This is a genomic window from Microbacterium sp. NPDC097977 (assembly GCF_040302605.1).
Taxonomy (GTDB): Bacteria; Actinomycetota; Actinomycetes; order Actinomycetales; family Microbacteriaceae; genus Microbacterium.
In genome coordinates this window covers 1-17325 of sequence record NZ_JBEOUR010000068.1, presented here as the reverse complement: position 1 = coordinate 17325, position 17325 = coordinate 1, and the positions used below count along the sequence as shown (strand labels likewise).

General features: G+C 69.5%; 15 protein-coding genes. 7 read left to right on the top strand and 8 right to left on the bottom strand.

Going from position 1 to position 17325, the window contains the following annotated elements:
- Nucleotides 1-147 precede the first annotated feature (147 nt).
- Entirely contained in the window at nucleotides 148-1467 is a 1320-nt protein-coding gene (locus tag ABTZ43_RS13890) for an MFS transporter (RefSeq protein ID WP_149423551.1), read from the bottom strand.
- A 252-nt stretch (nucleotides 1468-1719) separates the two neighbouring features.
- Here ABTZ43_RS13890 and ABTZ43_RS13885 point away from each other — a divergent pair, with 252 nt between their 5' ends.
- Complete coding sequence (locus ABTZ43_RS13885; RefSeq protein WP_253385708.1) at nucleotides 1720-3006, top strand: hypothetical protein; 1287 nt, start codon at nucleotides 1720-1722, stop codon at nucleotides 3004-3006.
- Nucleotides 3007-3012: 6 nt separating this feature from the next.
- Here the strand turns inward: ABTZ43_RS13885 and ABTZ43_RS13880 are convergent, their stop codons facing one another.
- The 3 genes from ABTZ43_RS13880 to pdhA are packed head-to-tail and all read right to left on the bottom strand — an operon-like array spanning nucleotide 3013 to nucleotide 6634.
- Nucleotides 3013-4482, bottom strand: coding sequence for a dihydrolipoamide acetyltransferase family protein (locus tag ABTZ43_RS13880; RefSeq protein WP_350539261.1), 1470 nt, complete (start codon nucleotides 4480-4482; stop codon nucleotides 3013-3015).
- Nucleotides 4479-5507: an alpha-ketoacid dehydrogenase subunit beta gene (locus ABTZ43_RS13875; protein ID WP_350539260.1), complete on the bottom strand. Its 1029-nt coding sequence runs from the start codon at nucleotides 5505-5507 to the stop codon at nucleotides 4479-4481. The genes ABTZ43_RS13880 and ABTZ43_RS13875 overlap by 4 nt, the downstream gene beginning before the upstream one ends.
- Complete coding sequence (gene pdhA / locus ABTZ43_RS13870; RefSeq protein WP_350539259.1) at nucleotides 5504-6634, bottom strand: pyruvate dehydrogenase (acetyl-transferring) E1 component subunit alpha; 1131 nt, start codon at nucleotides 6632-6634, stop codon at nucleotides 5504-5506. The genes ABTZ43_RS13875 and pdhA overlap by 4 nt, the downstream gene beginning before the upstream one ends.
- A gap of 151 nt (nucleotides 6635-6785) precedes the next feature.
- Between pdhA and ABTZ43_RS13865 the strand changes: the two genes are divergently transcribed.
- The 3 genes from ABTZ43_RS13865 to ABTZ43_RS13855 all read left to right on the top strand — a co-directional run bounded on the left by ABTZ43_RS13865 (nucleotide 6786) and on the right by ABTZ43_RS13855 (nucleotide 10286).
- Nucleotides 6786-7223 (top strand): Lrp/AsnC family transcriptional regulator, encoded by a 438-nt coding sequence (locus tag ABTZ43_RS13865; RefSeq protein WP_188042396.1) that lies wholly within the window; start codon nucleotides 6786-6788, stop codon nucleotides 7221-7223.
- A gap of 133 nt (nucleotides 7224-7356) precedes the next feature.
- Nucleotides 7357-8802: an aldehyde dehydrogenase family protein gene (locus ABTZ43_RS13860; protein WP_350539258.1), complete on the top strand. Its 1446-nt coding sequence runs from the start codon at nucleotides 7357-7359 to the stop codon at nucleotides 8800-8802.
- Complete coding sequence (locus tag ABTZ43_RS13855; RefSeq protein WP_350539257.1) at nucleotides 8799-10286, top strand: GMC family oxidoreductase; 1488 nt, start codon at nucleotides 8799-8801, stop codon at nucleotides 10284-10286. Before ABTZ43_RS13860 ends, ABTZ43_RS13855 begins: the two co-directional genes overlap by 4 nt.
- 59 nt (nucleotides 10287-10345) lie before the next feature.
- Here ABTZ43_RS13855 and ABTZ43_RS13850 read toward each other — a convergent pair whose 3' ends face one another.
- The 4 genes from ABTZ43_RS13850 to ABTZ43_RS13835 are packed head-to-tail and all read right to left on the bottom strand — an operon-like array spanning nucleotide 10346 to nucleotide 14876.
- Nucleotides 10346-10846, bottom strand: coding sequence for a GNAT family N-acetyltransferase (locus ABTZ43_RS13850; RefSeq protein ID WP_350539256.1), 501 nt, complete (start codon nucleotides 10844-10846; stop codon nucleotides 10346-10348).
- A 44-nt stretch (nucleotides 10847-10890) separates the two neighbouring features.
- Nucleotides 10891-12540: an amidohydrolase gene (locus ABTZ43_RS13845; protein ID WP_350539255.1), complete on the bottom strand. Its 1650-nt coding sequence runs from the start codon at nucleotides 12538-12540 to the stop codon at nucleotides 10891-10893.
- A 1-nt stretch (nucleotide 12541) separates the two neighbouring features.
- Nucleotides 12542-13381 (bottom strand): molybdenum cofactor biosynthesis F family protein, encoded by an 840-nt coding sequence (locus tag ABTZ43_RS13840; RefSeq protein WP_350539254.1) that lies wholly within the window; start codon nucleotides 13379-13381, stop codon nucleotides 12542-12544.
- Nucleotides 13382-13418: 37 nt separating this feature from the next.
- Complete coding sequence (locus tag ABTZ43_RS13835; protein ID WP_056411899.1) at nucleotides 13419-14876, bottom strand: APC family permease; 1458 nt, start codon at nucleotides 14874-14876, stop codon at nucleotides 13419-13421.
- A 241-nt stretch (nucleotides 14877-15117) separates the two neighbouring features.
- Here ABTZ43_RS13835 and ABTZ43_RS13830 point away from each other — a divergent pair, with 241 nt between their 5' ends.
- The 3 genes from ABTZ43_RS13830 to ABTZ43_RS13820 all read left to right on the top strand — a co-directional run.
- The gene (locus ABTZ43_RS13830; protein WP_350539253.1) at nucleotides 15118-15864 is read left to right on the top strand and encodes an SDR family NAD(P)-dependent oxidoreductase; all 747 of its coding nucleotides are present in this window, start codon (nucleotides 15118-15120) and stop codon (nucleotides 15862-15864) included.
- 95 nt (nucleotides 15865-15959) lie between these two features.
- Nucleotides 15960-16775: an SDR family NAD(P)-dependent oxidoreductase gene (locus ABTZ43_RS13825; RefSeq protein ID WP_149423543.1), complete on the top strand. Its 816-nt coding sequence runs from the start codon at nucleotides 15960-15962 to the stop codon at nucleotides 16773-16775.
- A gap of 361 nt (nucleotides 16776-17136) precedes the next feature.
- A partial coding sequence (locus ABTZ43_RS13820; protein WP_350539252.1) for a hypothetical protein occupies nucleotides 17137-17325 on the top strand: 189 nt, incomplete at its 3' end.

The following is a 17325-nucleotide window of genomic DNA, read 5'->3' as shown; positions in this document are numbered from 1 at the left end:
GCCCCCGGCCCCCCCCCCGCCCGCGGCCCCCCCCCCCCCCCCCGCGCCCCCGCCCCGGGCACCCCCCCCGGCCCCCCGCCGCGCCCCGGCCCGCGCGCGGGGGCGGCACCCCCCCCCCCCCCACGGGTCGGGGGAGAGGTGCGTCGCTCAGGCGTGCAGGTCGACGCCCTTGGGCTCCTTCACCAGCGACACCGCGACGAGCGAGATCACCGCCGCGACCGCGATGTAGACGCCGATCGTCCAGGCCGCCTGGAACTGGTTCATCAGCGACTCCGCGATCATCGGCGCGAACGCGCCGCCGAGGATGGCTCCGAGCGCGTATCCGATCGAGACTCCCGAGTACCGCACGTTGGCGGGGAACATCTCGGCGTAGAGCGCTGCCTGCGGACCGTAGGAGAGACCGAGCGCGAACGTCATGACGAACAGCGCGACGAAGTACCAGAGGATGTTCGCCGTGTCGATCAGGAACCACATCGGCACCGCCCAGAGGGCGAGCGCGATGTACCCGATCTGGAAGGTGCGAACGCGCCCGAGCCGGTCGGAGAGATGACCGCCCCAGAGCGTGAAGATGAGCCATCCGAAGGACGCGAGCGTCGTGGCCAGCAGTACGGGAGGGCGCTCCATTCCGAGAGCGGTGACCGCGTAGGTCGCGAAGAAGGCGATCAGCAGGTATCCCGCGGCGTTGTTGCCGATGAAGATGAGTGCGGTGAGTACGACCTGCTTGGTGTTCTTGCGGAACAGGCGGCCGAGCGGCGCGGAGGCTTCCTGACGGCGGCGACGGAGATCCTCGAAGACGGGGCTCTCGTCGACGGCACGCCGGATCACGTAGCCGACGGCGATCAGCACGATCGACATCAGGAACGGGATGCGCCAGCCCCATTCGAGGAACGCCTCGGGCGACATCGAGCTGGTCAGCACCCAGAGCGTCGCCGTCGCGAGGATCATGCCGATCGGCACGCCGATCTGCGGGAAGGCGCCGAAGAGCCCTCGGCGGTTCTTCGGCGCGTGCTCGACGGCCATCAGGGCGGCTCCACCCCACTCGCCTCCGGCCGAGAATCCCTGCAGGATGCGCAGCACGATGAGGAGGATGGGGGCGGCGACGCCGATCGCGGCATAGGTCGGGAGCAGGCCGATGAGGGACGTGGACAGTCCCATCATCACCAGGGTGAACACCAGCATCTTCTTGCGCCCCAGCTTGTCGCCGAGGTGGCCCGCGACGATGGCGCCGAGCGGTCGGAAGAGGAAGGAGATGCCGATGGTGGCGAAGGACAGCACCTGCGCGAACCCCTTGTTCTCCTCGGCGATCGGCGCGAGGAACAACGGGGCGAGGACGAGGCCGGCGGCCTGCGCGTAGATGAAGAAGTCGTACCACTCGATCGAGGTGCCGACGAGGGTGCTGGCGAGGACCCGCCGTTCCTCGCCGGGCATCCGGGTGGTCGAACTGCGTGCGGAGACTGCTGACGTCATGCGAACTCCATCGTTCTGCAATAGGGGGAGGGCGACGCGCCGTCGCCACGATCAACTTACCGAATGATCGGTCAGTAAAGCGACCGTAGCGCATGAGAGCGCGCGACCTCGAAATATGCGGCGCTCGGCATGCGATTCCTCTCATTCTGATATCGACATGGATGCGACTCTCGTCGGCGGGTCGGTGCGTCCGTATGCTCGCCGCAGGGGGACGTCGGATCTCGACGTGACGAGCGAGCGGGAGGGTATGTCATGCGTGTGGTGAATCGTCGACGAGTGCAGGTCGTTCTCGGGGTCGTCGGAGTCGGAGCGCTTCTCGCGTTGACCGCCTGCGCACCGGCGGAGGAGTCCTCGCCGCCGTCGTCGCCGACGCCCGAGGCCACGTCTCCGGAGCCGTACTCGGGGCCGGTGTCCTTCGTCGGCGACGAGCTCACGTGGCTTCTGCCCTCCTCTGACGACATCGTCGCCCTGATCCCGTCCGCGGCCGACGTCAGCGCTCCGTCCGACGTGCTGGAGCAGATCTCGGACGGCGGTGGGCCGGAGTTCGTCCCCGCGATCTGCGGCGTGCTGTACATGGAGCAGACGCTCGGTGCTCTGGCGACCCGGACGATGTCCTGGTCGATGCCGAGCGACACCGAGTTCTCCTCCAACAGAGTGGTCGCCCTGCAGTTCGCCGACGCGGCGCACGCGGCCGCGCGTATGGATCAGCTCGAGCGTGCAGCAGCCGAGTGCGGAGAGTTCGACTATGACGGCCGCAACACCTTCGAGTCGGTCGTCGCGGAGGAGCAGGAAGGTGTCCGTGCGCTGGCGGGGGCGCTCAACGCGGATCCTTCCTCCGGCGGCTGGAGGGTGTTCCACGGGTTCGCAGCACTCGGCAACACGCTCGTGCACCTGCAGACATCCCTGCCCGAGTCCGCACCGATCGACCCGGCTGCCGCGGCGGAGCTGCTGCAGGCGGCCGCGATCGATGCCGAGTCCGAGCTCGTCGAGACGCTGACGGCGACACCTCCGGCGACGTCGACCGAGCCGGTGGGCGATGCCGCCGGACCCTGGGGCGAGTGGTCGATCACCGGATCGGGCGTCGGCCCGATCCGCCTCGGCGACACGTCTGACGCGGCTGCCGCGGCGGTGCCCGGAGCGACGGTGACGCCGCCCGCATACGACGGCGGACCGTCGATCTTCACGAGCCCCGACGGCGTCTCGTCGCTGTCGGTGACGGTCGCGGAGAGCGGGACGATCTCCGAGATCACCGCCGGCGCGGTGTCGGACGAAGAGGATGCGGGGGTCGATGGCGCGGCGTCGCCGCACGCCCTCGAGGTGCGGATCGGTGATCCGCTCTCCTCGGCCGTCTCCGCGTTCCCGTCCGGAACCCGGGTGCACGTCGTCTCGTCGGGCCAGTGGGCCTACTTCGTCGCAGACAGGGAGGGACGCCTCCTCATCTTCCACACCACGCGGGACGACGCCGACGCCCCGGACGCCCGGATCATCGGCATCACGACGGCCGATGCGACGCAGCGCGGTGACCTCACCGTGGAGTAGAGCGGATCACACCCTGCCGAACGCGCGCAGCGGATGCTCGATGAGCTCGGTGACGCGGCGCAGGAAACCGGCGGCATATCCGCCGTCGCACACCCGGTGGTCGAACACCAGAGACAGCTGGGCGATGCGTCGAGGGACGATCTGCCCCTCGACCACCCAGGCTCTCTCGATGATGCGGCCGATCCCGAGGATGGCGACGTCGGGATGGTTGATGATCGCAGCGGATCCGTCGACGCCGAGTCCGCCGTAGTTGTTCAGCGTGAACGTCGAGCCGCGCAGCCGCTCGGGAGGCATGGATCCCGCTCGTGCCGTCGCGGACAGTTCCCGCAGGGCGCGGTCGAGCTGCTCGATGCTGAGCTCGTGCGCGCGAGGGATGACCGGGACCATGAGCCCGCGCGCGGTGTCGGCGGCCACGCCGAGATTGACTCCGTCGAAGGAGATCATCTCCGAGCCGTCGTCGCTCAGACGCGACGCGAGCACCGGGTGATCCTCGAGTGCGAGCAGTACGAAGCGTGCGATCAGCGCGGTGACCGAGGGGGCCGTGCCTCCCTCGGGTGCCATCTGCGAGCGGAGCGTCCACAGGTCGGTCGCATCGACGTCGACCCAGACGGTGGCCTCGGGGATCTCGGAGCGGCTGCGAGCGAGTTTCGCGCTGACGGCCTTGCGCAACGCGGACATGCGCTCGCGTGAGGCGACGGACAGGCCGTCGATGACATCCGTGCGGCGATCGAACCCGGGACCGTCGTCCACGGGGGAGTCGTGAGGCGACGCGGCCGCGCCGTCGACCGCCACGTTCACCGCCGCCGCGAGGACGTCGGCGCGGGTGACGGCGCCGTCGTGTCCGGTCGGAGCGATGGCGTGCACGTCGAGACCGAGGTCACGGGCGAGGCGTCGGACGAGAGGGGAGCGGACCGCCACGGGGCGCCGCGCCCGGGCATCCGACCCGCTCCGCACGCTCTCGGACGCCGCTGATGTCTCGGACGCCGTGGATGTCTCGGTCGCCGTGGATGTCTCGGTCGCCGTGGATGTGGCCGGCGCCGGAGCGGGCGTTCCCGCGGATGTCGGGGTCTGCCGCGCCGCAGCCTGCACGCGGGGTCGCCTCCGGCCCGACACGCCCCGCTCCGAGGTGCCGTAGCCGATCAGCACGTTGCCCGAGCCTGCGCGCTCCTCTTCGCGGTACGCATCGTGCTCGACCGCAGCAGACGCACCGCCGCTCGAGTCCGCCGCGCCGTCGGCGACCTCGAGCACCGGCGCGCCCACGTCGATCGTCTCGCCGGGCTCTCCGTGCAGCGCCGTCACGACACCCGCGAAGGGCGAGGGGAGCTCGACGACGCTCTTGGCCGTCTCGACCTCGGCGATCGCCTGATCCGTGGCGACGGTGTCGCCGACCGCGACGAGCCACTGCACGAGTCCCGCCTCGGTCAGTCCCTCACCGAGGTCGGGCAGACGGAAGACGCGGGTGGTCAGCGCGGTCATGCCTCGTCCTCCCAGTGCAGAGAGTCGATCGCGTCGAGGATGCGGTCGACGTCGGGCAGGTACCAGTGCTCGAGCTTCGGCGGGGCGAAGGGCGTGTCGAATCCGGTGACCCGGCGCACGGGCGCTTCGAGGTACTCGAAGCAGCGTTCGAAGACGCGCGCCTGGATCTCCGACGCCACGCTCGCGTAGCCGGGTGCCTCGGCGATCACGACCGCGCGTCCCGTCGCCCGCACGGCGGCGGTCACGGTGTCATCGTCGAACGGCGACAGCGAGCGGATGTCGACGACCTGCACGCTGCGGCCCTCGGAGGCCGCGACCTCGGCCGCCTCGAGCGCCAGCGGCACGGCGGCGCCGTAGGCGAGGAGGGTGACGTCGGTGCCGTCGCGTGCGATGCGCGCGGTGCCGATCTCGGCCGTGACGGAGGTGTCGACGTCGCCCTTGGTCCAATACAGCTTCTTCGGCTCGAGGAAGATCACCGGATCGGGCGAGGCGATCGCCGCGCGCAGCATCGAGTAGGCGTCCTGCGGCGTGGACGGGCTGACGACGGTGAGGCCCGGGGTGTGCGCGTAATACGCCTCGGAGGAATCGCAGTGATGCTCGACTCCGCCGATGCCGCCGCCGAAGGGGATGCGGATCACCAGCGGCATCCGTACGCCTCCGCGCGTGCGGTTGCCGAGCTTCGCCACGTGGCTGACGATCTGCTCGAACGCGGGTAGCGCGAAGGCGTCGAACTGCAGTTCCACGACCGGTCGCATGCCGTTAATGGCCATGCCGACCGCGGTGCCCACGATGCCGGATTCGGCGAGGGGGGTGTCGAAGCACCGGTCCTCGCCGAAGCGCGCGGTGAGGCCGTCGGTGATGCGGAAGACCCCGCCGAGGGCGCCGACGTCCTCGCCGAAGACCACGACCTCGGGGTCGGCCTGGATGGCGTCGGCCAGGGCGAGGTTGAGAGCCGCGGCCATGCTCATGGTCGACACGTCCGACGAGCGCTCGTCGACGCGGATGTCCTCGTGGGCGATGGTCATCGCGAACCTCCGATGGGGGTGGCCTGCGCGGTCGGTGCGGCATCCGCCGTCCGCGTCCGTTCGATCTCGCCGCGGAGCATCTGCCACTGCTCCTCGAGCTGCGGGGAACGCGTCTCGGTCACGAAGCGGAAGAGGTCCTCCGGGTCGAGGTCGGAATCCGCGTTGAGGGCCTCTCGCATCGCCGTCGCGATGCGCTCGGCACCGGCCGCGTACTCGGCCTCGAGCTCGGCGGTGAGCGCGCCGACCCCGGTGAGGTGCGTCCGCAGACGCGTCAGCGGGTCACGAGCCACCCAGGCCCGTACCTCGTCGCGCTCGCGGTATCGCGTGTCATCGTCGGCATTGGTGTGCGCCTGCATCCGATAGGTGTGGGCCTCGACCAGCGTCGGGCCGCCCCCGGAGCGGGCCCGGTCGACGGCCTCGCCGAGTACGGCGAGCACCGCGGCGACGTCGTTGCCGTCGACGCGCCGCCCCGGCATCCCGTAGCCGATCGCCTTGTGCGCGAGGGACGGGGCCGCGGTCTGGCGGCTGAGCGGCACGGAGATCGCGAACTCGTTGTTCTGCACGAAGAAGACGACGGGCACGTGGAAGACCGCGGCGAAGTTCATCGCTTCGTGGAAGTCGCCTTCACTGGTCGCGCCGTCACCGCACAGGGCGATGACGACGGTGTGCTCTCCGCGCTGCTTCGCGGCGTACGCGAAGCCCACGGCGTGCAGCAGCTGCGTCGCCAGGGGAGTGGCCTGAGGCGCGACACGGTGAGCGCGCACGTCGTAGCCCGAGTGCCAGTCGCCCTTGAGCAGCACCATCGCCTCGGCGGGCGCCACACCCCGCGCGATCACCGCGACGGAGTCCCGGTAGGTCGGGAACAGCCAGTCCTCGGCGCTGATGGCGAGCGCGGCGCCGATCTGACAGGCCTCCTGGCCGTGCGAGGACGGATACACCGCGAGGCGCCCCTGTCGCACGAGAGCGCCGGCCTGATCGTTGATGCGGCGTCCGTCGACGAGTCCCCGGTAGGCGGCGAGGAGCGTCTCGGTGCCGGGCATCGCATACGTCTCATCCGCGACGGTCGAGCCGTCGGCATCGATCAGCTGCACCGCCGTGTCTCGCGGAAGCATCTCTGCATGTTCCATCCGTTCGCCCTCCTTGCCGAACTCGGTGTCGCCAGCTTGCCTCGCTGTGCGACACTCGTCCACGAGTTCGACGCGATCATGGACGATTGCGTTGTGAATCCGGCTTTCCGTGACAAACTGGCAGAAATCCGGGACTGGACGAAGGGGTGCCATGATCACACTGGACGAGACCGACGAGGCGATCCTCGGCGAGCTGAGGCGCGACGCCCGTGCCTCGATGACGGCCATCGCCGAGGCCGTGCACATCTCCCGAGCCGGTGCCCACGCCCGCATCAGGCGCCTCACCGACGCGGGAATCATCACCGGCTACTCCGTGCGCACCGACCCTGTGCTCCTCGGGCACCATGCGAGCGCCTACGTCACGCTGGCGATCGAGCAGGCCACCTGGCAGGAGGTGAGCGCTCGATTGCGCACGATCCCCGAGATCGAGCACATGGCACTGGTCGGCGGCGACTTCGACGTGATCCTGCTCGTGCGCGCGCGCGACGCCCGCGACCTCCGCCGCATCGTGCTGGAGGACATCCAGGCGATCCCGTCGATCCGCTCGACGCGCACGACACTCATCTTCGAGGACTTCACCCTGATCTGACCGCCTGCGGCCGCATCCCTTCGCGGTCGGACATCTGCGGCGCGCTCCTCGACAAGTGCGCCGCCACGAGCCATTCGACAATGGGACGAGCGCGCCGGATCCTCGGTGCGCGACCCGCTCGAAGGAGAGTCCGATGTCCGAATCCGCCGCATCCGCAGCCGCCGCGCTGCTCGACCGCATCCAGGCTCCGGAGGGCGGTGGGCGAGAGATCCCGGATGCCGCGACGCGGGACGTCATCGGTCGCGCACCCGTGCACTCGGTGAGCGACCTGGACGAGGCGATCGCCAGGGCGAAGGCGGCTCAGCCGGGGTGGGAGGCCCTCGGCCACGACGAGCGCAGCGCGGTGCTCGTCGCCGCGGCGGACGCGATCGACGCCCACGCGGAGGCCCTCGCGTATCTGCTCTCCCGCGAGCAGGGAAAGCCGCTGAACGGCCCGAACGCCCGTTTCGAGCTGGGCGCCTGCTCGGCCTGGCTGCGCACGAACGCGGCGACCGTGCTCGACCCGCAGGTGCTCGTCGACGACGAGACACTTCACGCCGAGCTCGTCTACAAGGCGGTCGGCGTCGTGGGGGCGATCGGGCCGTGGAACTGGCCGCTGATGATCACGATCTGGCAGATCGGGCCGTCGCTGCGCATGGGCAACACCGTGGTCGCGAAGCCCAGCGAGTACACGCCGCTGAGCGTGCTCGCGCTGCTGGCGGTGATGAACGACGTGCTCCCGGCCGATGTCCTCATCGGCGTCTCCGGCGACCGCGAGGTCGGCGCCCGACTGGCATCCCACCCCGACATCGACAAGATCATGTTCACCGGATCGACGGCCACCGGTCGTCGGATCATCGAGAGCTCGGCCGGGAACCTCGCCCGCCTGACCCTCGAACTCGGCGGCAACGATGCGGGGATCGTGCTGCCGGGGACGGACGTGGCGGCCATCGCCGAGGACCTCTTCTGGGGTGCCTTCATCAACACGGGCCAGACGTGTGCGGCGCTGAAGCGCCTCTACGTGCACGACTCGGTCTACGACGAGGTGGTGGACGCTCTCGCCGGCATCGCCGCCTCCGTGCCGATCGGCAACGGGCTCGATGAGAACAACGTGCTGGGGCCCCTGCAGAACCGGGCGCAGTTCGACATCGTCTCGCGACTGGTCGAGGAGGCGAAGAGCCGCGGTGCGCGCGTCGTGACCGGTGGCGAATCCGCTCCCGAGCTCGGTGAGCTCTTCTACCGCCCGACGATCATCGCCGACATCGACAACGACGCCGCCCTCGTGCAGGAGGAGCAGTTCGGCCCCGCGCTGCCGGTGATCCGGTACAGCGACGTCGATGAGGCCTTCGCACTCGCCAACGCGGTCGAGGTCGGTCTCGGCGCGTCCGTGTGGTCGAGCGACCCGGACGCCGCGCGTGAGGCGGCGACCCGCATGCAGTCCGGCACCGTCTGGATCAACTCGCACGGGGGCCTGCATCCGATGGTGCCCTTCGGCGGAGTGAAGAGCTCGGGCTACGGCCTGGAGTTCGGAGTCGAGGGCCTCAAGTCGGTCGCCGTGTCTCAGGTCGTGTCGGGTCCTGGGCGGAAGGCTCAGGCATGAAGACCGCGATCGTCGTCGGCGCGGGCACTTCGGGCGCCATCGTCGCGCGGCGGCTCGCCGACGCCGGTGTCGAGGTGACGCTGATCGAGGCCGGCGGCTACGACTCGAACCCCGCCATCCACGATCCGTCGCGGGCGGGGGAGCTGTGGCACTCCGCCGACGACTGGGACTTCTTCACCGTTCCGCAGGAGCACGCCGACGGCCGACGGCTGCATCTGCCCCGAGGCAAGGTCGCCGGCGGATCGCATGCGCTGAACGCGATGATCTGGGTGCGCGGAGCCGCATCCGACTACGACTCCTGGGAGCGCGCGGGCGCGACGGGGTGGGGCTGGAACGTCGTCGAACCCGTGTACGACGCGATCGAGAACGACCTGCTGCCGGTGACCGACGACTACGCGCTGTCTCCGATCCAGGCATCGATCATCGACGCCGCCGTCGAGGAGGGGCTGCCGCGCAATCCGAACTACAACGGGGGCACGCTCGACGGCGTCTCGCAGCAGCAGGTCACGATCCGAGACGGGCGACGTGTGAACACGTGGATGACGTATGCGCAGCCGATCGCCGATCGGCTCACCATCGTCACCGGCCGCGAGGTGCACTCGGTGATCGTCGACGGCGGTCGCGCGGTCGGGGTGCGCCTCGACGCGGCATCCGACGCCGGGCCGGATTCCGGATCGGAATCCGAGGACCTCTTCGCAGACGAGATCGTGCTGTCGGCCGGCGCGATCGGCTCGCCGGTCATCCTGCTGCGCTCGGGCATCGGCCCCGCCGACGAGCTGACGGCTCTCGGCATCCCGGTCGTGGTCGATTCGCCCTCGGTGGGAAAGAACCTGCACGACCATCTGCTGTCGCCGGTGATCTTCACGACCCGGCGTCCGGTGGGTCCGCCGCGCACCGGGATCTCGGTCACGCAGTCGCATCACTTCTGGCGCAGCCGCGACGACCTCGAACAGCCCGACACGCAGCCGATCCATTTCTCGGTGCCGATGTGGGGAGACCTCGACCCGCGGGGCGATGACGGGTTCACCCTCATGGCGGGTCTCGTCACCCCGTACAGCCGGGGCGCGCTCACTCTCTCCGGCCCCGACGTGACCGACCCGCCCCTGATCGATCTCGCCGCGCTCGAAGACGACCGCGACGTCGCGGCGCTCGCCGCATCCGTGCGTCAGTGCCGCCGCATCGGCGCGCAGCCCGCTCTCGCGGAGCACTGGGGCGCGACCGAGGCCTATCCGGGCCCCGATGTGTCCGACTCCGAGGTCGAGGACTGGGTGCGTCGCACCGCGATCACCTATCACCACCAGGTCGGCACCTGCAGGATGGGTGCGGATGCCGAGGCGGTGGTCGATCCGACGCTGCGGGTGCGCGGGATCGAGGGGCTGAGCGTGATCGACGCCTCGGTGATGCCGACGGTGCCGACCGGCAACACGAATGCCCCCGCGGCGATGATCGGCGAGCGGGGAGCGGCGTTCCTCCTCGGCAGCTGACGCCGGGGCGGCTGCTCGTCGCCACGCGGTCGTCTGAGATGTGCGGAGGTGGTGGTGCTCTAGACGGTGCGGACCATGCAGATCAGCTGGTCCCGGTCTTCCCATGAGGAGGTCTCGACGAAGCCGGACTTGCGGTACAGGGCGATCGCGTCTGCGCGCCACTCCCAGACCGAGAGCTGAATCGCCTCCGCATCGACGCGGACCGCATGGAGATGCGCTTCGTCGAGGAGGGAGGTGGCGATGTGCCGTCCGCGGTGGCTCGGATCCGTCCACAGCCGCTTGATCTCGAGCCGCTGAGGGGACCGAGCCGTGATCACCAGGCAGCCGGCAGCGTGCCCCTCGTGGCGCGCGATCAGGACGTCGTCCTCACCGAATGCCGTCTGCGGGTCCTTCAGCTCGAGACGGTACTTCTCGGGGAGTGCATCGGCGGACCCGACCGGGGTGCCCTTCTCCGTCTCCGTCTGCAGGTGGTAGTCCGTCAGCAGCGCCACGAAATCCGCACGGTCTCGAGCATTCGCGGTGTTCCACCGCGTCACGATGACACTGCGTCGGTCGGGCATGCCACCCATCGTCCCACGAGGGGACGTCGGGGTGCCGGAGGTCGTCAGCTCCCCGTGTACACCTCGCGCCCCTCGAACCAGGTCGAGACCACCGCGGTGTGCACGATCTCGTCGGCGGGGCCGGCGATCGCGTCACGATCGAGCACGACGAAATCCGCGGACTTCCCCGGCGTCAGGGACCCCGTCTCGGCGCCGAGACCCATCGCGGTCGCGGCGTTGAGGGTGAAGACCTCCAGCGCCTCCTCCGCCGTGATCGCCTGCTCGGGCCAGAGCACTCCCGGTGCGCGTCCGAGCGGGTCGGCGCGTGTGACGAGCCCTTGCAGACCCTCGAGGGTGTTCGGCGACTCGCTGACCGGCCAATCGGATCCGCCGGCGACGAGAGCTCCGGCGTCGAGCAGGGCGCGGTTGGGCTGCGAGTGCTCGGCGCGCTCGCCGAGCACCTCGGCCAGCGCCTGCGGGATCACGCCGGGGAACCAGATGAACGGTGAGATGTCGGCCGACACCTCGAGCGCGTGCAGGCGAGGGATGTCGTCGACCGCGAGGAACTGGCCGTGGGCGATCTGGATCGGAGTCGTGAAGCCGTCGGCGCGGATCCTCTCGGCGACGTCGAGCACGAGCCGAGCCGAGCCGTCGCCGGTGCAGTGCACCTTGGCGCCGAGTCCTCGCTCGGCCACCGAACGCAGCCACGTGTACAGCTCGTCGAAGGTCATCGTCGTCTCGCCGTGGAAGTGTGCGCCGTGCACCGCATCCGCCACGTACGGCTCGAGGAACGACGCGGTGCGCGCCGGCGGGACCCCGTCGAGGAAGATCTTCACGAAGTCGGGACGGTGGTGGGGAGTGCGGAACTCCTCACCGCGGGCGATCAGCGGCTCGCCGATCGGATCGACGCCGAAGATCTCGTCGTTGACCAGCAGGGACGACACGACCCACGCGTGCAGATCCTGCGCGCGGTCGAGTGTGGCGAGGGCTCCGAGGATGTCGGTCGACACCCCGGCATCCTGGAACGTCGTGATGCCGAACGAGTTCAGGATCTCGACTCCGCGTCGGGAGGCGGCGACATGCTGCTCGGGGGTCAGGCCTCCTCTGCGGTCGTAGGCTTCCTGCACCGGGATGCCGGCCCCCTCCCGCAGCACTCCGGTCGGTGTCCCGTCGTCGGGATCGAGCACGGTGACCCCCGCGGAGGGGATGCTGGCGGCCGTGATCCCCGCCAGCTCGAGCGCGCGCGTGTTCGCCCACCGGTTGTGACGTGAGTCCTCGACGATGACGACGGGGCGTCCGCCCGCCGCCTCGTCGAGTCGCTGCCGGCTCGCGGTGGTCGCGAGGGTGGACAGCAGTGTCGTGGCGACGACGCCGCCGATGATCCAGGCGTCCGGGGGAAGGGTCTCGGCCTTCTCCCGCACGCGATCGAGGATCTCGTCGAGGGTCAGCGACGGCGGCAGCGAGAGCTCGAAGAGCTCGGTGCGACCGGCCATCGCGTGATGGTTGTGCACGTCGACGAAGCCGGGGTACACCGCGGCATCCCCGACGTCCAGCATCCGCGTCCGCGGCCCGCGATGTGCATCCATCTCGGCCCTGGTGCCGACGGACAGGATCCGTCCGTCGCGCACCGCGAACGATTCGACGACCGGATGCCGACGATCCGCCGTGCGGATCACGGATCCCGTGACGATCAGGTCGGCAGCGGCCGCCACCATGTCAGAGGGCCCCGAAGTCCGCGGGCTCGAGACCGGCCGCGTGATGGGTCGTGGAGAGCAGACGGCCGTGAGCGCCGAAGGTGAAGTGCGTGGGCACCTCGCCCGACTCGTCGAGGCCGAAGAGCACGCCGTGGGAGCGGATCGCGGTGACGTCACGATGGTCGGCGATCGTCACGGATGCGCACGGGATGACCTTCTCGCGCCACGCGAAGACGTAGATGCCGGGGCGCACCTCCCACACGCTGTTCTCGTCGGTGTCGGCGAGCCCGCGCTCGGGGCCGGCGAGGCACTGCCACGAGTACCAGCGCTCCGAGAGGTAGACGTGCTCGTACGCGTGCTCCGCGCTGTACACCCACTCGACCCTGCGGCCGATCAGCGTCGTGGTGGGGGCGGGCTCGACGCCGGTCACGGTGGCCCCCTCGATCACGGAGGGGGCGAAGACGTGCTGTACACGGGTGCGGCCCTGCTCCGGCGCAGGCAGGATCACCGAGATGATCGCGAGCGTGCGGCCGTGGCGGAGGTCGACCACCAGGGAGATCGCCTCGTTCGGCAGATAGTTGTGATGGAACTGCACGAAGTAGAGGTCCTCGTCGACCTCGAAGGCCTCGTAGTCGTCGGTGTCGGTGGCGGCCTGAGTGGTGTCGTCTGCACCCGGACGGTAGTCCCAGGTCACCGTGGTGTCGGCGAACCGGTGCGAGATGCGGGTCCCTCGTGCATCGACGACGGTGATCTCCCGGCCGCTGAGGGCCGTGGAGTGCGGTGCCTTGTTGGCGTCGAAGCCGGGGGCGAGGCCCTCGAGGGGCAGCCAGGTGGAGGTGTCTGCGGGGTTCAGGGTCGTCATGTCGCTCCTTGGAGGTGGTGTGGGAGGGCTGGGCGGGTCAGCGGTCGCTGAAGCGTTCGAGGTCCGAGGCGAGTCCCTCGTAGACGGCCGGCTTCGATCGCTTCAGATAGGCGCCGTAGACGATGCCGCCGATCAGCGCGAGAACGAGGAGCAGCGGCATGAGGCGGATCGCGAGCTCGTCGGATCCGGCGACGATGTTGAAGTTCACGATCGCGAGCACCGAGATCGCGGCGATTCCGAGGAACCCGATCCCGGGAGCGATGAACGTGCTCCACCAGCGGGGGTCGCCCTTGCGTCGGAAGTACACGACGATCGAGATCGCCGCGAGCCCCTGCAGGATCAGCACGCTCAGTGTTCCGAATCCCAGCATCGCCGGCACCAGGGTGAGGATCGGGTCTGCTCCGGCGATGGCGAAGATGATCGCGACGAGCGCGGCGAACGAGGCCTGCACGATGCCGGCCAGCTGCGGGGCGCCGTTGGCGCGCGTGCGGGCGAGGGCGCGTGGCAGGATCCGCGAGCGTCCGAGGGAGTAGAGGTAGCGCGTGGCGGAGTTGTGGAATGCGAGCATGGCGGCGAACAGACTGACCAGCAGCAGGACCATCATCACGGTGGTGAGCGGGCCGCCGAGGTACTGCTGCGACAGCATGAAGATCAGGTCGCCGGTGGGCAGGTGCTCCAGCGCGGTGGCCTGTGCCTGCGCGACGCCGGTCGCGCTGACCACGGCCCACGTGGTGACCCCCAGGATCACGCCGATCGCGATGATCGATGTGTACGTCGCCCGCGGGATCGTCCGCAGCGGTTGCTTCGCCTCCTCGCTGAACAGCGCCGTCGCCTCGAAACCGAGGAAGCCCGTGGCTGCCAGCAGCAGACCGATCGGCAACGAGCCCGAGAACACGGCCTCAGGGCTGAAGGCCGCGAGGTCGTATCCCGTCTGCACGAGCACCGACACGTCGAAGACGACCAGCATCAGCACCTCGAGCACCAGACAGACACCCAGGATCTTCGAGCTGAAGTCCACGCCGACCCTGGCCAGCACGAAGCACACGACGATCGACAACAGGCCCCAGACCAGCCAGTTCACGTCGAGGCCCGTGAGATCGCGGATGATGTTCTGCATGAAGAAGCCGCTGGTGCCGATCGTGCCGACGACGAAGAAGTTGTAGCCGAGCGTCGCGATGAGACCGGCGATCAGCCCACCCGTGCGCCCGAGCCCCTTCACGACGAAGGCGTAGAACCCTCCGGCATTGACGAGCTGCTTCGACATCTGTGCATAGCCCACGGCGAACAGCAGCAGGATCACGGCCACGAGGAAGAACGACATCGGCGTGCCGCCGCCGTTGCCGAGCGCGATCGCGAGGGAGGCGACCACCACGATGCCCGTCAACGGAGCGACGGCCGCCAGGACGAGGAAGACGATCCCGGCGACGCCCAGAGCGCCGGGTCGGAGAGAGGTGTGGTGCTGCTGCGTCGTGGACGCAGATGTCGGGTCTGCCACGTCGGCTCCTTTGTTCGGTGACGCCCGTGTGGACGGCCTCGACGACGACAGACGTCGCCGATAGTGCGATTCTGCTCGCGTGATCCTCGCGGTGGTTGACGCTGAGCGAAGGACGATGGTGCCAGCGCGCACAGCGCACGTCGTCGCATTCTCGGAGCGTCGGACCGAGAGCAGGATGACGGGTGAAGGCACCGTCGTCCTCACAGCGCCACCGGCGCGGCGGCGGAGCCACGGAGAGACCATGGATCTGCGGCTGAACGGCACGACGGCTCTGATCACGGGAGCGGCGAGCGGCATCGGGCGCGCGACCGCGCTGGCGCTCGCCGCAGAGGGTGTGCGCGTCGCGCTGCTCGATCGCGACGGCGCAGCGCTCGCCGAGGTGGCAGGCGGATGCGCCGACGCCGTCGTGCTCGTCGCAGATGTCACGGATGAGATGCAGGTGGTGGCGGCGGTCGACAAGGCGGTGGATGCGCTCGGCGCACTCGACGCGGTCGTGTGCTGCGCGGGCGTCTCCGGCCCCGTGGGCTCGCCGATCGACGAGATCTCGCTGGCCGAATGGAACGCCGTGTTCGCGGTCAACGTCTCGGGAGCGTTCCTCGTGGTGTCGTCGGCGCTTCCTGCGCTGCGCGGCGCCGTCGCCGCATCCGTCGTCCTGGTGTCGAGTGACTCGGCTCTCGTCGCATCCGCCGGGATGGTGCCGTACTGCGCGTCGAAGGCGGCGCTCGTGCAGTTCGGTCGGGCGTTGTCGGTCGACCTGGCGGACGACGGCATCCGGGTGAACATGGTCGCGCCATCGATCGTGGACACGCCGATGAGTCGAGGCGACCTGGGAGACGAGGCGTTCGCTGCTCCGTCCTTTCCGGTGCAGACGGCCGACGAGGTGGCCTCGCACGCGGTCTACCTGGTGTCGCCGCTCAGCCGCGCGATCAACGGCACGACGATCGTGAGCGACTTCGGGTACTCAGCCAGGTCGGGCTTTCCGGCCTGACCTGCATCGACCGGATGAGCGCGTCGCAACGGGAAGCGAGTCGCGCGAGAACGCAGAAGAGGAATCGCGCGGGAGCGCGGAGAACAGGAGCAGAAATGGGACCTGCAGTCGGATCCGCCGTGGCTGGGCGGGTAGTGGTCATCACAGGAGGCGGCACCGGTATCGGTGCGGCGATCGCCGAGCGGTACGCGGCCGAGGGGGCGCATGTCGTCGTCGTGGGGCGCCGCGTCGAACCTCTGCGTGCGGTGGAGGCGGCGGTGGGAGCGCATCCGATCGTCGCGGATGCCGCCGACACGGCCTCGGCTCGAGCCGCCGTCGCCGAGGTGCTCGCCACCTTCGGGCGTCTCGACGTCCTCGTCGCCAACGCGGGAGGACACGGATTCTCGCCCGTCGCGGACACCGATGACGACAGTTGGGAGGCCGCCATCCGCGCCAACCTCACGACCGCGTTCATCATGGCGAGAGAGGCGCTGCCGGCGCTGATCGAGGCGAAAGGGCAGATCGTCATCGTCTCGTCGCTGGCAGGGTTGTTCGCGGGGCCGTCGGTCGCCGGCTACACGGTGGGGAAGCACGCGCTCATCGGTCTGACCCGAACCCTGGCGCGTGACTACGGACGCCAGGGGGTGCGGGTGAACGCGATCTGCCCCGGGTGGGTGCAGACGCCGATGGCCGACGACGAGATGGACGAGTTCGCGACCCATTCCGGTCTCGGGTCGCGCGAAGAGGCGTACGCCGCGGTGACGGCCGACGTGCCGCTGCGTCGACCCGCGCGGCCAGCGGAGATCGCGTCGGTGGTGCGCTTTCTCGGATCGGGGGAGTCGTCGTACGTCACGGGGGCGGTGATCGTGGCCGACGGCGGGTCTCATGTCGTGGACGTGCCGACGATCGCCTTCGATCACGCGGGTATGTAGGGGGTGCGGGTCTTTAGGGGGCGCGCGTCTGTAGGGGGTGCGGGTCTGTGAGGGGTTGCGGGTTCGGGCCTTGCCGCGAGCGTTCCGTCAGCTGTTCTGGGCTTTCGGGTCTCTTCTCCCGTGCTCCTCACGTGTCGTGTGTCGGGTCTCTTCTCTCGTGCTCCTCACGTGTCGTGTGTCGGGTGTCTCTCTTCTTCTCCGTTCTCGGGCCGTGCCGTTCTGACGATCTCCTCCGCTGCTCGCGCGGCGGTCCAGCGCTCTCGCCGCGTCATTCCGGGAGATTGGAATGTGTTTCTGGTCTGGGGTATTTGTGGGTGGTTCAGGGTCTCGAATGTCGGTGGTTGCGGGTTGAGTTGCGGGTATGGACAGCACGACGGAGCTTTTGGATCGGGTCATCGCCGACCTTGACGCGGTGTTGTCTGATGGTGTGCTGGCGGGGTTGGGTGATGCGGATAGGATCCGGGTGTTGTTGGGGGCGGGGGCGGTGTTCCGGCGGGCGGAGGCGGTGATCGTCGAGGCTGTCGCGAGCGATGACGGGGGTGAGTTCGCG

Excerpts from the sequence above, each read along its gene's own strand:
- ABTZ43_RS13890 (WP_149423551.1), bottom strand. The coding sequence starts at position 1,467 with ATGACGTCAGCAGTCTCCGCACGCAGTTCGACCACCCGGATGCCCGGC.
- ABTZ43_RS13885 (WP_253385708.1), top strand. The coding sequence starts at position 1,720 with ATGCGTGTGGTGAATCGTCGACGAGTGCAGGTCGTTCTCGGGGTCGTC.
- ABTZ43_RS13880 (WP_350539261.1), bottom strand. The coding sequence starts at position 4,482 with ATGACCGCGCTGACCACCCGCGTCTTCCGTCTGCCCGACCTCGGTGAG.
- ABTZ43_RS13875 (WP_350539260.1), bottom strand. The coding sequence starts at position 5,507 with ATGACCATCGCCCACGAGGACATCCGCGTCGACGAGCGCTCGTCGGAC.
- pdhA (WP_350539259.1), bottom strand. The coding sequence starts at position 6,634 with ATGGAACATGCAGAGATGCTTCCGCGAGACACGGCGGTGCAGCTGATC.
- ABTZ43_RS13865 (WP_188042396.1), top strand. The coding sequence starts at position 6,786 with ATGATCACACTGGACGAGACCGACGAGGCGATCCTCGGCGAGCTGAGG.
- ABTZ43_RS13860 (WP_350539258.1), top strand. The coding sequence starts at position 7,357 with ATGTCCGAATCCGCCGCATCCGCAGCCGCCGCGCTGCTCGACCGCATC.
- ABTZ43_RS13855 (WP_350539257.1), top strand. The coding sequence starts at position 8,799 with ATGAAGACCGCGATCGTCGTCGGCGCGGGCACTTCGGGCGCCATCGTC.
- ABTZ43_RS13850 (WP_350539256.1), bottom strand. The coding sequence starts at position 10,846 with ATGCCCGACCGACGCAGTGTCATCGTGACGCGGTGGAACACCGCGAAT.
- ABTZ43_RS13845 (WP_350539255.1), bottom strand. The coding sequence starts at position 12,540 with ATGGTGGCGGCCGCTGCCGACCTGATCGTCACGGGATCCGTGATCCGC.
- ABTZ43_RS13840 (WP_350539254.1), bottom strand. The coding sequence starts at position 13,381 with ATGACGACCCTGAACCCCGCAGACACCTCCACCTGGCTGCCCCTCGAG.
- ABTZ43_RS13830 (WP_350539253.1), top strand. The coding sequence starts at position 15,118 with ATGGATCTGCGGCTGAACGGCACGACGGCTCTGATCACGGGAGCGGCG.
- ABTZ43_RS13825 (WP_149423543.1), top strand. The coding sequence starts at position 15,960 with ATGGGACCTGCAGTCGGATCCGCCGTGGCTGGGCGGGTAGTGGTCATC.